The following is a 12,144-nucleotide window of genomic DNA, read 5'->3' on the forward strand; positions in this document are numbered from 1 at the left end:
GATCGTGCCCTCCGAAGCGGTGAGGGACGCCATCGGGTACCCCTCGGAGACGCCCTGCTCGAGCGCGTGCGTCATCATCGCGCGGAGGATCCCGCGTCGACGCTCGGTCGGCCGGACGGTCACGGCGGAGATCGCCTGCGTGTCGACGGTGGAGCCGTCACCCCAGCTCAGGGCCTTGCGGAACCAGGCGAAGGTTCCGGCCGGCCACGTCTCGTCGACGGAGCCGGGCAGCGGACGGCGCACGTACGCACCGAGCCAGGTCTGGTCGTCTGCGGCGTACTCGGCGACCGCCGTGGCGGCGTGCTCCGGCTTCGGGTGCGTCTCGTGGAAGCCGAGGCCGACGGCGCGCATCCACGCGTCCGTCTCGTCCGTGGGCGTCCCCTGCTCGTCGAGTGCGGGCGCGATCGTCCGCAGCTCGTACCGTTCGTCGAATGCCTCGTTGCTCACGTCCCCGACACTATCGGGAGCCCGCGACAGCGCGACAGCGCTCCGGGCGCGGCAGGGCACCTGCCTGGAGGCGCGGGTCGGCCCCGCCGCGACGGCGCGCCTGGTCGAGGTGGGCCGTCAGGGGGTGCCGCGCCGCGCCTCCTGGGCGATGACCTCGTCGAGGTCCGAGAGCTTCCGCATCTGCTGCAGCGGACGCGCCATCCGGTTGTTGTGGCGCAGGGCGGGCTCGGTCCGCGCCAGGAACGCCCAGTACCCGGCGGTGAAGGGGCAGGCGTCCTCGCCGACCCGCTTCGTCGGGTCGTAGCGGCAGCCGCCGCAGTGGTCGGACATCCGGTCGATGTAGCGCCCTCCGGAGGCGTAGGGCTTGGTGGCGACCATCCCGCCGTCCGCATGCTGGGACATCCCGATGATGTTCGCCGGCATCACCCAGTCGGTGCCGTCGACGAAGACGTCGGTGAACCACTCGGTCAGGTGGACCGGGTCGTAGCCGCGCTGGAGGGCGAAGTTCCCGAGCACCATGAGCCGCTGGATGTGGTGCAGCCAGCCGTGGTCGTGCAGCCCCTCGATCGCCGTGCGGAGGCAGGCGGCGTCGATGTCGGATGCGTCGAGCTCCTGCCACCAGCGGGGGAGCCGCTCGTGTGCGTCGAGGGCGTTCTCGGACGCACCGTAGTCGTCGCCGAACCACCAGTAGAGGTGCCACACGTAGTCGCGCCACCCGGCGATCTGGCGGACGAACCCCTCGACGCTCGAGAGTGGTGCGTCGTCGTCGCGGTGTGCCACGAGCGCAGCCTCGATCGCGTCGCGCGGGTCCAGCACGCCGAGGTTCATCGGCACGCTCAGCAGCGAGTGCGCCATCGTCCAGTCGTTCGTGAGCGTGGCGTCCTCGAACGGCCCGAAGTCGTTCAGTCGGGTGCGCACGAAGTCGTCGAGGGCGTGGTGTGCCTCCTCGGGGGTCACGGCGAAGCGGCGTCGGTCGTCCGCCCCGACGAACCGGGCGAGCCCGTCGTGCTCCCACCGGTCGAGGTCCCGCCGGACCTCCTCGTCGACCTCGTCCTCCCCGGGCCACCACGGCTCCGGGAGCCCGAGCGTCGTCGCGCCCTTCGGCGGCGACTCGCGGTTCTGGTCGTCGAGGCTGAACTTCCCGCCGACCGGCTTGTCCGAGTGCATCAGCCAGCCCTCGCGCTTGCGCACGCGCTCGTAGAACGCCTCCATCCGGAAGCGGCCGGTGCCCTGCGCGGCCCACTCGGCGAACTCGTCCTCGTCGGTGACGAACCCGCGGCTCGGCAGCACCTCGGTGCCCTTGCCCCAGTGCCGCACCTGTGCGCGGAGCGTTCGCGACGGCGGGTCGACGACCTCGAGGTCGCTGCGACCGACGAGGGCCTCCTTCAGCGTCTCGACCTGGACGTGCTCGACCCGGTCGCCCTCGCCGGCGTCCCGGAGCGCCTGCACACGGTGCCGGAGCGCGCTCAACCAGAGGTGCGCCTTCGCGCGGTGCATCGGACGCGCGGTGAAGAACTCGCGGGCCTCGACCACCAGGAGCGGGCCGCCGTCGTCGAAGTCCGGGCCGTACTGGCCGGGGAGGATCAGGCGGCGGCGCTGGTCGGTCATGCGCCGGACGGTACGCGAGCGCCCGGGGCCCGGCGCGGGGCGTCCCCCGACTCCACGGCGACTCCGCGGGTGGCGCGCGCTGTGTAGGGTGACGGACATGCAGTGCCGCTGAACCGTTCCCCGACTCCCACCCGTGCGCCGCTCGGCGCCGTCGAAAGGTTCAGCATGCCCTCCACCCTCCTGCCCCTGCACCCGTCTCTGCCCCTGGCCGGCAAGACCGCCCTCGTCACCGGTGTCTCGCGCCGCCGCGGCATCGGGTTCGCCGTCGCCGCGAAGCTCGCCGACCTCGGGGCGAGCATCGTCGTGCACCACCACCGCCCCCACGACCTCGACCTGCCGTGGGGCGGTGACGACCTCGACGCCGTCCGTGCCGGCCTCCGCGAGCACCTGACCGACGGCGCCCGGTTCGCGGACCTCCCGGGTGACCTGTCGGACCCGTCCACGATCCCGGCGCTGATCGACACGGCAGCTGCGCTCACCGGCGACCTCGACGTGCTCGTCTGCAACCACGCCAAGAGCGGCGACGACGGCAGCATCCTCGACATGACCCCCGAGCGGCTCAGCGCGTTCTGGGAGGTCAACACCCGGGCGACGCTCCTGCTCACCGCCGAGTTCGCCCGGCGCCGGGCACCGCGGACGGAGACGCCGCGGCGCCTCGGCGACCGGATCGCGGGGTCGGGACCGTACGACGAGGCCCAGGGGCACGTCTTCTGGATGACCTCGGGACAGATCCACGGCGCGATGATCGGCGAGGTCGCCTACGCCGCGAGCAAGGGCGCGCTCGCCGGGGGTCACCGCCACCGTCGCCAAGGAGTTGCTCGAGCTCGGCATCGTGCTCAACACGGTCAACCCGGGGCGGGCAACACGGGCTACATGGACCCGGAGACGACCGACCGGTCGCTCGACGGGCTCGACGAGTACCTCGCGAGCACGCCGTTCGGCCGGGTCGGGAGGCCGCAGGACCCGGCCGAGCTCATCGGGTGGCTGGCGACGTCGTCCGGCAGCTGGGTGGTGGGGCAGGTACTGACGTCCGACGGCGGCTTCTCGTTGTAGTCCGGTCCCGCAGTCCGTCGCCCCTACCCGCGGCGCTCAGTCCGTGGCACCCTTCGGCGGGTCCACCAGCAACGCCACCCGGTCCGCGAGGTACCCCTCGAGCGGCACCGCGTCGCCCGCCGTGGGGGACCACCGGACGAACGGCTCATCGCCCTCGACGAAGAGCACCCCGTCCGACCCGACCAGGGTCTCGTCGAGCGGGATCAGCGTCGCGCTGTGGTTCACGGTGTCCCCGGGAGCGAAGTGCCCCTTCTGCGCCGCCGCCCGGTAGGCCCGGCGCACCTCGGCCGACACCGACACGAACTGCGACCGCCCCGGTTCGGTGACGCGCGTGATGCGGCCGGTCGCCCAGACCTGCCCGGCCGTCTCGGGGGAGGAGCCGAGCAGCAGCGCGCCGACCCGCCACACCCGGCCGAGCGAGCGGATCGTGGGATCGCGCCTGATGCCGAGGAGCGCCCTCGGCTCGACGTACTCGCCGAGGGCCTCGTCACGGGCGTCCGCGGCGTCGAGCGCTCGGGCCGCGTCGTCGAGCAGTGTCCTCGCCCGTGCCACGCCGTCCGTCACGGCTCCCGAGCGTAGCCCCGCGGGCCGGGCGCCGGGTGCCGTGCGACGCCGCACGCGGCCGTCACACCACGCAGCACGGCCGCTGGAATGCGCCCGCACCCCCTACCGTTGCACCGACCGGAGACGAGGAGGGCCCATGGGCATCGTGCGGTGGTTGTTCGACGCGCGGATCGTCATCGGCGACCAGACCGTGCTCTGGCGCGAGGTGATCGGCAACGTGTTCGGCCTGCTCAGCGCCCTCGGGGGCATGCGCCGCAAGGTCTGGGCGTGGCCGGTCGGCATCCTCGGCAACGCACTCCTCTTCACCGTCTTCATGGGGTCGCTCTTCGACACCCCGAACCCGGTGAACCTGCTCGGCCAGGCAGGCCGCCAGGTGATGTTCATCGTCGTGAGCGTGTACGGCTGGTACCGCTGGACGCACCGTCCTGCGGAGGCGACGACCGTGATCGACCCGAGCTGGGCCTCCTGGCGGACCCGCGGACTGCTCGTCCTGGGCATGGTGGGCGGCACCGCGCTCCTGACCCCCCTGTTCCGCGCCCTCGGCTCGTACGAGCCGGTCTGGAGCGACGCGTGGATCTTCGTCGGGTCGCTCCTCGCGACCTACGGCATGGCGAAGGGGTGGGTGGAGTTCTGGCTCATCTGGGTCGCCGTCGACCTCGTCGGCGTCCCGCTGCTGTTCTCGGCCGGCTACTACGCATCCGGGCTGATGTACGTCTTCTACGGCGTCTTCACGCTGACCGGATTCTTCGTCTGGATGCGGCAGCGCACCCGGCCGTCAGCGGCGCCGGTGACGGTCGGCTGACGGCCGGGAGGCACGGCTCGGATCCGCCACGGACCGCGCGTTCCCCACCGGTCACCGCGACACCCCCGGTCGGGTTGCAGACATCTGCTCACTCTTCGGGTGCAATGGGCGGATGACCGAGAACCACGCGGCCGCGCTCGAGGACGAACAGTCGCTCGCGGAGCGGATCGTCCGGGGCACCATCCGCGCCTACCGGCTGCACCCGTTCGACCAGGTCGACGCCGCGGTCGTCGCCGAGGTGGCCGGGGTGCCCTTCGACGCCGTCGCCCGCGTCTTCCCGACCTGGGACGCGCTGCTGCTCGTCACCTACGACCGTTGGACCCAGCTCCGGGGAACGCGACGCACCGTGCAACCGAGCTGCACCATCGAGCACCTCCGGATGACCCTCGCCGAGGACGTCGCCGACCCCGGGCTCGTCCGGGTGCTCGCGGGCGTGATCAACATCGCCGCCGCGGAGACCGGGTTCGCGGAGCTGTTCCGCAAGCGGTTCGAGGAGTACGTCGGCAACCTGACGCGAGGCCTGCAGCGCGACTTCGACGCCGACGTCGAGCAGGCGGTGGTCCCGGCCGACGTCGCCGCGACCCAGCTCCTCGCCGTCTACGAGGGCCTGCAGATCCAGATGCTCGTGCGCCCGCACGTCGACGTCCTCGTCGAGTACGACCGGGCGGTCCGCACGCTGCGGCAGGGCTGGCGGCAGCGCGAGGTGCCGGCGTGGGACCTCGACGACGCGCCCGCGCAGCAAGCCGGGTCGGCGGCGCCCGCTCCGGCGCAGGGTGCTGCTCCGGTCTCGCCGCCGAGCGTCACCGAGCGGTCGGCCGTCCGCGACGCCACGACGCGATCTGCTTGAGGGTCACCTTCGACCCGTACTGCGCGACCGAGTGCCGGAACAGGTACTGCGCGAACCACAGCAGCGCCGCAGCGACCACGTAGACGATCACGATGCAGACGATCGACTCGGTGACGCTGAGCGATCCCACCGCGTTCCGCACCATGGCGGTCACCGGGGTGAACGTCGGGAAGTACGTGAAGAACGCGGCGACCGGCGACGTCGGGTTCGTGGCCACGAAGAACACCGCGTAGACCGGGATGATCAGGGCGAAGATCGCGGCCGACTGCAGCGACGAGGCGTCCTTGATCGACGGGACCGCGGCACCGACGCTGACGAACAGCCCGGAGGCGAGCAGCACCCCGCCGACGAGCAGGAGTGCGCCCACGAGCATCCGCCAGGGGTCGACGACGATCCCGCCGAGTCGCGACGCGAACAGGGGGAGCGCGACCGCGAAGGTCACGAGCCCGGGCAGCAGGAACACCCCGATCTGGACGAGCCCGACCAGCAGCATGGCGATGACCTTGCCGCGGATGAGGTCCCCGGCGGTCACCGTCGTGAGGATCATCTCCGAGATCCGGTTCTCCTTCTCCTCGACGACCACGGTGACCATGCGTGCCGCGAGCAGGATCACGAGCCCGAAGAACGCCGCCGCGAACAGCGCCGGCGGCAGCACCGACAACCACCCCGGGGCGACCGCGCCGTCGGCGTAGGTCGTCACCGTGGTGTCCGGCGGGTCGCGGAGGAGCTGCACGGCCTGCGGGTCGTCCACCGCGGCCGCGACGCTCTGCTCGACCACCCGCTCCGCGAGCGACGAGTACCGCCCGTTGCCGAAGAGTCCGCGGTCGGCGGCCTCCACCCGGATCGGTGCGGTCGCGGGTGACTCGGGGAACTCGATGAAGGCGTCGAGCCGGCCGGCACGGACTGCCGCGCGGTCCGCCGCGGCGTCGGTGGAGCGGGTCCCACCCCACTTCGCGGCGACCTGCTCGGACACGAGTCCGGAGTGGTCGACGTAGCGGAACGGGGTCTTCGTCGCGGAGCTGTTCGACACGACCGAGTCCGCGCCGGCCGACTGCCCGAGGCCGACGAGCAGCGTCACGAGCACGATCACCACGGGCAGCGCCAGGGTGCCGATCCAGAACGCGGGCTTCTTGACGGCGCGGACGAACTCGAACCGCACGACCGTCCCGAGCCGGCTCACGCTGCTGCTCCCTGCCGCGGCTCGTCGGCGACCAGGTCTTCGCCGGCGTCGTGCCCGTAGACCTGCACGAAGATCTCGTCGAGGGGGATCCGCCGCATCTCGAAGCCGGTCACGTGGACCCCGGCACCGACCAACGAGGCGAGGATGTCCGACCCGTCCGCGGCGGCGGCACGCGTCGGGACGAGGTAGGCGACGTGACCTTCGTGCCGGGCGAGACGGTAGAGCGGGGACGGGGGCACCGGGCCGTCCAGGCCGACCTTCGCGACGGCGCCGCCGAAGGCGTCCTGCACGTCCGGGATGGACCCGTACGCGGCCGCCGTGCCGTCCTTGAGCAGGAGGATCCGGTCGCAGAGCCGCTCGACCTCGTCCATGTGGTGCGTGACGAGGACCACCGTCGCGCCGTCGGCCTTCCGCTCGTCGACCAGGTCGAGCAGCAGGCGACGGTTCACCGGGTCGAGGCCCTTCGTCGGCTCGTCGAGGATGAGCAGGCGCGGCCGGTCCATGATCGTGATGCCGAGCTGCACCTTCTGCTGCTGGCCGCCGGAGAGCTTGTCGACGCGGAGCTTCGCGCGGTCGGCGAGCCCGACCCGTGCCAGGTACTCGGTGCTCCACGCGGCGGCCTCGGCGCGCCCGAGACCACGGAGCTGCCCGAAGTAGGTCATCACGTCGATGACGGACTCCTTGCGGTAGAGGCCGCGCTCCTCGGGCAGGTAGCCGATGCCGCCGGTCGCCGGCCTGTAGGGGTGTCCGTCGATGGTGAGCGAGCCGGACGACGGCGTCGTGATGCCGAGCAGTGCCCGGATCGTCGTGGTCTTACCGGAGCCGTTGCTGCCGAGGAGGCCGAAGGTCTCGCCGGGGGAGACGTCGAAGGACAGCCCGTCCACGACCGTGCGGTCCCCGAACCGCATGACGAAGTCATGTACCTCGATGCTCGCCCCACTCATGCACGTGACCCTACCGGCGCTCGCTCGACGACCGGTACTTGCCAATGTGGAAAGTACTTGCGAGGATGGAGAACCGAAAGGGGAACCCATGACCGAGATCCAGCCGTCCGAGGCCCGCGCACTGCTGACGCAGGCCGACCGACTCTCCCGCCGCGCACACGATGCCGCGCGGTGGCCCTACGTGGCGTTCATCGTGGCGCTCGGCGCCACGACGTCGCTCGGCACCTTCGCGATGGGCCTCGGCACCGGGCGTGCCTTCGGGGCCGCGTACTTCGGCACCATCACGGTCGTCACGGCGCTCGTGCTCTGGTTCACGATCGCCATCCGCGGCCGTTCGGCCTTCGCCCGCGGGCGCCGGTGGACGGCGTACATCGCGGCCTGGGCGGTCACGTACTGCGCCGCGATCGCCGTCGTCGCGTGGGTCCACGGCTCCGTGCTGTGGTCTGCCGTCACCTCAGGTGCCGTCCTCGTCGTCGCGATCGCCTGCGCGGCGTGGGAGTCGCGATCGTGACCACCACCGACGGGGCGCACCCGCGACACCGGCTCGACGACCTCCTGCAGAACCCGGTGCGGTTCTCGGTCGTCGCCGCGCTCGACCGCGCCGGCACGCTCGGCTTCCGCGAGGTCCGGGACGCCGTCGAGGTCACCGACTCGGCGCTCAGCAAGCAGGTGAGCGCACTCGAGGCCGCCGGCTACGTCGCGGTGTCGAAGGGTTTCGTGGGGAAGACACCGCGCACGTCGCTGACGCTCACGAGAGCGGGGCGGGCGGCATGGCGCGCGCACCTCGCGGCGCTGCGGGAGATCGCGGGCCCGCCGGACGCGGACCGCTGACGCGACCGCCTGACGGACGGGAGGCACGGTGCCTGCCCGCACCGTGCCTCCAGTCCGTCTCCTGGTCGCGTCGAGGACGCGCGCGTCCGTCAGGACCGCAACCAGGCCGTCCCCACACCCGACAGTGCGCCGTCTGCCACCGGCGCGGAGGCGAGCAGGAGCTCGCCGGAGGGGAGGTCGTACGGCTCGTCGCCGAACACGGTCACACTCGTCCACCCGCTCGGACGGCGGAACGCGAGCACGTCGTCGCGGCCGGTCTCGAGCCACTCGAGGTGTTCCTCGGACTGCAGCTGGCCGCGGAGCCCGAGGGCCTTCCGGTAGAGGTTCAGCGTCGAGTCGGGGTCGGCGTCCTCGGCCTCGACCGAGGAATCCGCGAACCAGGCCGGCTGCGGCAGGTGCGAGCCGCCCGCGCCGAAGCCGAAGGACGACCCCTGTCGGGTCCACGGGATCGGCACGCGGCAGCCGTCACGGCCGACGTCGACGCCCGGGTTCCGGAAGAACGCGGGGTCCTGTCGTTCGGCGTCGGGGATGTCGCCGACCTCGTGCAAGCCGAGCTCCTCGCCCTGGTACAGGTAGGCGGACCCTGGGAGCGCGAGTTCGAGCAGCGTCGCGGCCCGGGCACGGCGGAGACCGAGGTCCCGGTCGAGGTCGTCCTGGGAGCCGCCGGCGAGCAGCCACGCCGAACCCTGCTTCTCCTCGGCGCCGTTCCGGGCCGGGAGCGCGTAGCGGGTGGCGTGCCGGACGACGTCGTGGTTCGAGAACACCCACGTCGTCGACGATCCGGACTGCTCCGCGAGACCGAGGTTGAACTCGATGATCGTGCGGAACTGCCCGGCGTCGAAGTCGGCCTCGAGCAGGTCGAAGTTGAACGCCTGCCCGAGCCCCTCGGCGCTGGCGTAGCGGGCGCGGCGGTCGGCGGCGACCCACGCCTCGGCGACCGCGGTCCGTGCCGGCGTGTACTCGTCGAAGACCTTCCGCCACTCGGCGTAGATCTCGTGCACGTCGTCGCGGTCCCACAGGATGTGCTGCCCGTCCTTCGGGCTCGCGAGCACCTCGGCCCAGGTGGGCAGCGGCCCCTCGGGCAGGTCCTTCGCCAGGCCGTGCGCGACGTCGATGCGGAAGCCGTCGACCCCGCGGTCCGACCAGAACCGCAGCGTGTGCAGGAAGTCGTCGCGGACCTCGCGGTTCGCCCAGTTGAGGTCGGGCTGCTCCTTCGCGAAGTTGTGCAGGTACCACTGACCGTCGCCGACCGCGGTCCAGGCCGGGCCACCGAAGATCGACACCCAGTCGGCCGGCGGTTCCGCCCGGTCCGGACCGGACCCGTCACGGAACACGTAGCGGTCACGGGCGGGGGAGCCCGCCGGAGCGGCCAGCGCCTCACGGAACCACGCGTGCCGGTCGCTCGTGTGGTTCGGCACGACGTCGACGATGACGCGGATGCCTGCGCCGTGCAGCGCTGCGACCATCGCGTCGAAGTCGTCGAGCGTGCCGAGGCGCGGGTCGACGTCGCGGTAGTCGTCGACGTCGTAGCCGCCGTCGGCGAGGGCGGACGGGTAGAACGGGCTGAGCCAGACCGCCTCGACGCCGAGCGACGCCAGGTAGGGCACCCGCTCGGTCACGCCGGGCAGGTCGCCGATGCCGTCGCCGTCCGCGTCCGCGAAGGAGCGCGGGTAGATCTGGTAGACGCTCGCCTGGCGCCACCAGGTCGCGTCGGCGGTGGATGCTGCGGGCTGGACTTCGGGGTCGAGCACGTCGGTCACGATGGGCCTTTCGGTATCGGGTTCGGGGTGGGTCGTGTCGGCGGAGCCGGTCACTTGATCGCGCCCTGCGTGACCCCGGCCATCACCCAGCGCTGCGTGAACAGGTAGACGATGATCGCCGGTGCCATCGCCATGAGGTACGAGGCGAACGACACGTTGTAGTTGTTGCTGAACTGCGTCTGGAACATCTGCTGCAGCACCGGCAGCGTCTGCAGCGCCGGGTCGGACGTGATGAGCGACGGCATCACGAAGTCGTTCCACGACGCGAGGAACGCGAAGATCCCGACCGTGGCGCTCATCGGCGCGAGCAGCGGGAACACCAGCCGCCAGAACACCTGGCCCGTGCTCGCGCCGTCGATGCGCGCACTCTCCTCGAGCTCGGCCGGGATCGAGCGGAGGAACGCGGTGAAGAGCAGCACGCTGAACGACAGCTGGAACATGACGTGCAGGATCGCGACGCCGATCGGGTTGTCGAGGTGCGCGAGGCCGGTGAGCTTCACCTGCGAGAGCGCGAGCACCGGGAACGGCAGGAACATCGCGGCGAGCAGGTAGAAGAACGACCAGCGGAACAGCCGGCGCTCCCAGTTCCGTGCGATCGCGAACGCCGTGAAGGAGGCGAGGAGGATCGTGCCGACGACGGTGATCGCCGCGACGAGCACGGAGACGCCGAACGCCCGCGGGAAGTCGGTCAGCTGCCACGCCTGCACGAACCCGTCGACGCTGAACGGCGCCGGCAGCGAGAACGCGTTGCCGTCGACCGCCTGGCTCGTCGTCTTGAAGGCCATCGTGACCGTCACGTAGAGCGGCACGAGCACGGACAGGGCGCAGAGGACGAGGACGACCGTGACGGGCCAGTTGGCGCGCTCGCCGCGGCGGCCGGCGTTCCGGTCGGCGTCGACGGAGCGGATCGTACCGGTCGCGGTGGTCCCCGGCTGGAGGGGTGCCTGGATGGTCATCAGAGCGCTGCCTTCCCGCGGGTCGCCCGCAGCTGGATCACGGCGATGACCACCGCGATGACGAAGAAGATCGTCGCGTTCGCCATCTGGTACGCGTAGTCGCCGCCGTTGAAGCCCTTGAAGATCGACATCGCGACGCTGGTGGTCGAGGTGCCGGGGCCGCCGTCGGTGAGGCCGACGATGATGTCGTACGAGTTCAGGAAGTTCTTGAACCCGATGATGAGGTTGATGAGGATGTAGCCCGCGGTGAGCGGCGCCGTGATCGACACGAGCTGCCGCCAGGCGCTCGCGCCGTCGAGGGCAGACGCCTCGTACACCTCGGCCGGGATCGAGAGCACGCCGGCGATGTAGATGAGCAGCGTCGACGGGATCGCCTGCCACGCGGTCACGACGACGACCGCGACCCAGGCCAGGTCCGGGTTCGCGAGGATGCTCTGTTCGAGCGGGGCGAAGCCGAGCGTGGTCGCGAGCGCCGGCAGGCTGTTCGCGAACAGGAACGAGAACACGTAGGCGATGACGATGCCCGAGATCACCATCGGCAGGACGAACACGGCGCGGAGCGCGATCTTGCCGCGGATCTTCGAGGTCAGGGCGATCGCGAGGAGGAACGCGAGCGCGTTGACGACGAGGACCGTCACGAGCGAGAAGCCGATCGTGAAGAGGTACGCCTGCAGGATCGCCGGGTCGGAGAACACGGCGACGTAGTTCGTCAGGCCGATGAACCGGAAGTCACCGAACCCGACGGAGTCGGTGAAGCTCAGCACGATGCCCATCACGGCGGGGAGCGTGATCGCCAGCGTGAAGAGCAGGAGGGTGGGGATCAGGAAGACGAGGAAGAGCGGGTCGACGCGGTTGCGCCCGGTGCGCAGTCCGGTGCGTCCGGCGCCTCGTCCGGCCTGGAGGCGCGGTGCGGCTCCGCCCCGTCGGCGGCTGCCCGCCGTCGTGACGGATTCTGTCGTGGTGGTGGCCAAGGTCGTCTCCTTACGCGGCCGTGCGGAGCGCGAGACGCGCCCAGTCGCCGTCGAGGGTGCGGAGTTGCGGAGCGGGGGCACCGCCGAAGGCGATGGACTGCAGGTAGTTCGCCACCGGGATCTCTGCGGGGATCAGCTGCGAGGCACCCAGGTAGAAGTTCGCCTGGTCGTACGAGTCCTG

Annotated in this window: 13 protein-coding genes; 5 read left to right on the forward strand and 8 right to left on the reverse strand. The window is 71.4% G+C overall.

All coding sequences use genetic code 11. The features are described 5' to 3' along the window. Together I59_RS02605 and I59_RS02610 are read right to left on the reverse strand one after the other, a co-directional pair. The coding region (locus I59_RS02605) for a GNAT family N-acetyltransferase (RefSeq protein ID WP_031272553.1) at positions 1 to 447 on the reverse strand (447 nt) is incomplete at its 3' end. A 117-nt stretch (positions 448 to 564) separates the two neighbouring features. Beyond that, positions 565 to 2,055: a cryptochrome/photolyase family protein gene (locus tag I59_RS02610; protein ID WP_022902543.1), complete on the reverse strand. Its 1,491-nt coding sequence runs from the start codon at positions 2,053 to 2,055 to the stop codon at positions 565 to 567. A 165-nt stretch (positions 2,056 to 2,220) separates the two neighbouring features. Between I59_RS02610 and I59_RS18965 the strand changes: the two genes are divergently transcribed. Further along, positions 2,221 to 3,108, forward strand: coding sequence for an SDR family oxidoreductase (locus I59_RS18965; protein WP_261976496.1), 888 nt, complete (start codon positions 2,221 to 2,223; stop codon positions 3,106 to 3,108). Positions 3,109 to 3,144: 36 nt separating this feature from the next. Here I59_RS18965 and I59_RS02620 read toward each other — a convergent pair whose 3' ends face one another. Beyond that, positions 3,145 to 3,672 (reverse strand): hypothetical protein, encoded by a 528-nt coding sequence (locus I59_RS02620; protein WP_031272554.1) that lies wholly within the window; start codon positions 3,670 to 3,672, stop codon positions 3,145 to 3,147. A gap of 136 nt (positions 3,673 to 3,808) precedes the next feature. Between I59_RS02620 and pnuC the strand changes: the two genes are divergently transcribed. Further along, the gene (pnuC, locus tag I59_RS02625; RefSeq protein ID WP_022902545.1) at positions 3,809 to 4,474 is read left to right on the forward strand and encodes a nicotinamide riboside transporter PnuC; all 666 of its coding nucleotides are present in this window, start codon (positions 3,809 to 3,811) and stop codon (positions 4,472 to 4,474) included. A gap of 112 nt (positions 4,475 to 4,586) precedes the next feature. Beyond that, positions 4,587 to 5,321 carry a hypothetical protein gene (locus I59_RS02630; protein ID WP_022902546.1) on the forward strand — a complete coding sequence of 245 codons (735 nt, stop codon included), beginning with the start codon at positions 4,587 to 4,589 and terminating at the stop codon, positions 5,319 to 5,321. Here I59_RS02630 and I59_RS02635 read toward each other — a convergent pair. Together I59_RS02635 and I59_RS02640 are read right to left on the reverse strand one after the other, a co-directional pair. Beyond that, positions 5,275 to 6,501, reverse strand: coding sequence for an ABC transporter permease (locus I59_RS02635; protein WP_022902547.1), 1,227 nt, complete (start codon positions 6,499 to 6,501; stop codon positions 5,275 to 5,277). The two genes, I59_RS02630 and I59_RS02635, sit on opposite strands and share 47 nt — an antisense overlap. Continuing rightward, the gene (locus I59_RS02640) at positions 6,498 to 7,445 is read right to left on the reverse strand and encodes an ABC transporter ATP-binding protein (protein WP_031272557.1); all 948 of its coding nucleotides are present in this window, start codon (positions 7,443 to 7,445) and stop codon (positions 6,498 to 6,500) included. The genes I59_RS02635 and I59_RS02640 overlap by 4 nt, the downstream gene beginning before the upstream one ends. A gap of 88 nt (positions 7,446 to 7,533) precedes the next feature. Here I59_RS02640 and I59_RS02645 point away from each other — a divergent pair, with 88 nt between their 5' ends. Beyond that, positions 7,534 to 7,956, forward strand: a complete 423-nt coding sequence (locus tag I59_RS02645) for a hypothetical protein (protein WP_031272558.1) — start codon at positions 7,534 to 7,536, stop codon at positions 7,954 to 7,956. Continuing rightward, positions 7,953 to 8,276 (forward strand): transcriptional regulator, encoded by a 324-nt coding sequence (locus I59_RS02650; RefSeq protein WP_031272560.1) that lies wholly within the window; start codon positions 7,953 to 7,955, stop codon positions 8,274 to 8,276. The genes I59_RS02645 and I59_RS02650 overlap by 4 nt, the downstream gene beginning before the upstream one ends. 89 nt (positions 8,277 to 8,365) lie before the next feature. Here the strand turns inward: I59_RS02650 and I59_RS02655 are convergent, their stop codons facing one another. The 3 genes from I59_RS02655 to I59_RS02665 are packed head-to-tail and all read right to left on the reverse strand — an operon-like array spanning position 8,366 to position 11,963. Further along, positions 8,366 to 10,036, reverse strand: coding sequence for a glycoside hydrolase family 13 protein (locus I59_RS02655; RefSeq protein ID WP_022902550.1), 1,671 nt, complete (start codon positions 10,034 to 10,036; stop codon positions 8,366 to 8,368). Positions 10,037 to 10,086: 50 nt separating this feature from the next. Then, positions 10,087 to 10,992: a carbohydrate ABC transporter permease gene (locus I59_RS02660; RefSeq protein ID WP_022902551.1), complete on the reverse strand. Its 906-nt coding sequence runs from the start codon at positions 10,990 to 10,992 to the stop codon at positions 10,087 to 10,089. Beyond that, positions 10,992 to 11,963 (reverse strand): carbohydrate ABC transporter permease, encoded by a 972-nt coding sequence (locus I59_RS02665; protein WP_022902552.1) that lies wholly within the window; start codon positions 11,961 to 11,963, stop codon positions 10,992 to 10,994. The genes I59_RS02660 and I59_RS02665 overlap by 1 nt, the downstream gene beginning before the upstream one ends. Positions 11,964 to 12,144 lie beyond the last annotated feature (181 nt).

The sequence above is a fragment of the Curtobacterium sp. B8 genome (assembly GCF_000333315.1).
GTDB lineage: Bacteria > Actinomycetota > Actinomycetes > Actinomycetales > Microbacteriaceae > Curtobacterium > Curtobacterium luteum.

What these genes read in the sequence shown, in the direction of transcription:
- I59_RS02630 (WP_022902546.1), top strand. Translation starts at nt 4,587, where the DNA reads ATGACCGAGAACCACGCGGCCGCGCTCGAGGACGAACAGTCGCTCGCG.
- I59_RS02640 (WP_031272557.1), bottom strand. Translation starts at nt 7,445, where the DNA reads ATGAGTGGGGCGAGCATCGAGGTACATGACTTCGTCATGCGGTTCGGG.
- I59_RS02660 (WP_022902551.1), bottom strand. Translation starts at nt 10,992, where the DNA reads ATGACCATCCAGGCACCCCTCCAGCCGGGGACCACCGCGACCGGTACG.
- I59_RS18965 (WP_261976496.1), top strand. Translation starts at nt 2,221, where the DNA reads ATGCCCTCCACCCTCCTGCCCCTGCACCCGTCTCTGCCCCTGGCCGGC.
- I59_RS02610 (WP_022902543.1), bottom strand. Translation starts at nt 2,055, where the DNA reads ATGACCGACCAGCGCCGCCGCCTGATCCTCCCCGGCCAGTACGGCCCG.
- pnuC (WP_022902545.1), top strand. Translation starts at nt 3,809, where the DNA reads ATGGGCATCGTGCGGTGGTTGTTCGACGCGCGGATCGTCATCGGCGAC.
- I59_RS02645 (WP_031272558.1), top strand. Translation starts at nt 7,534, where the DNA reads ATGACCGAGATCCAGCCGTCCGAGGCCCGCGCACTGCTGACGCAGGCC.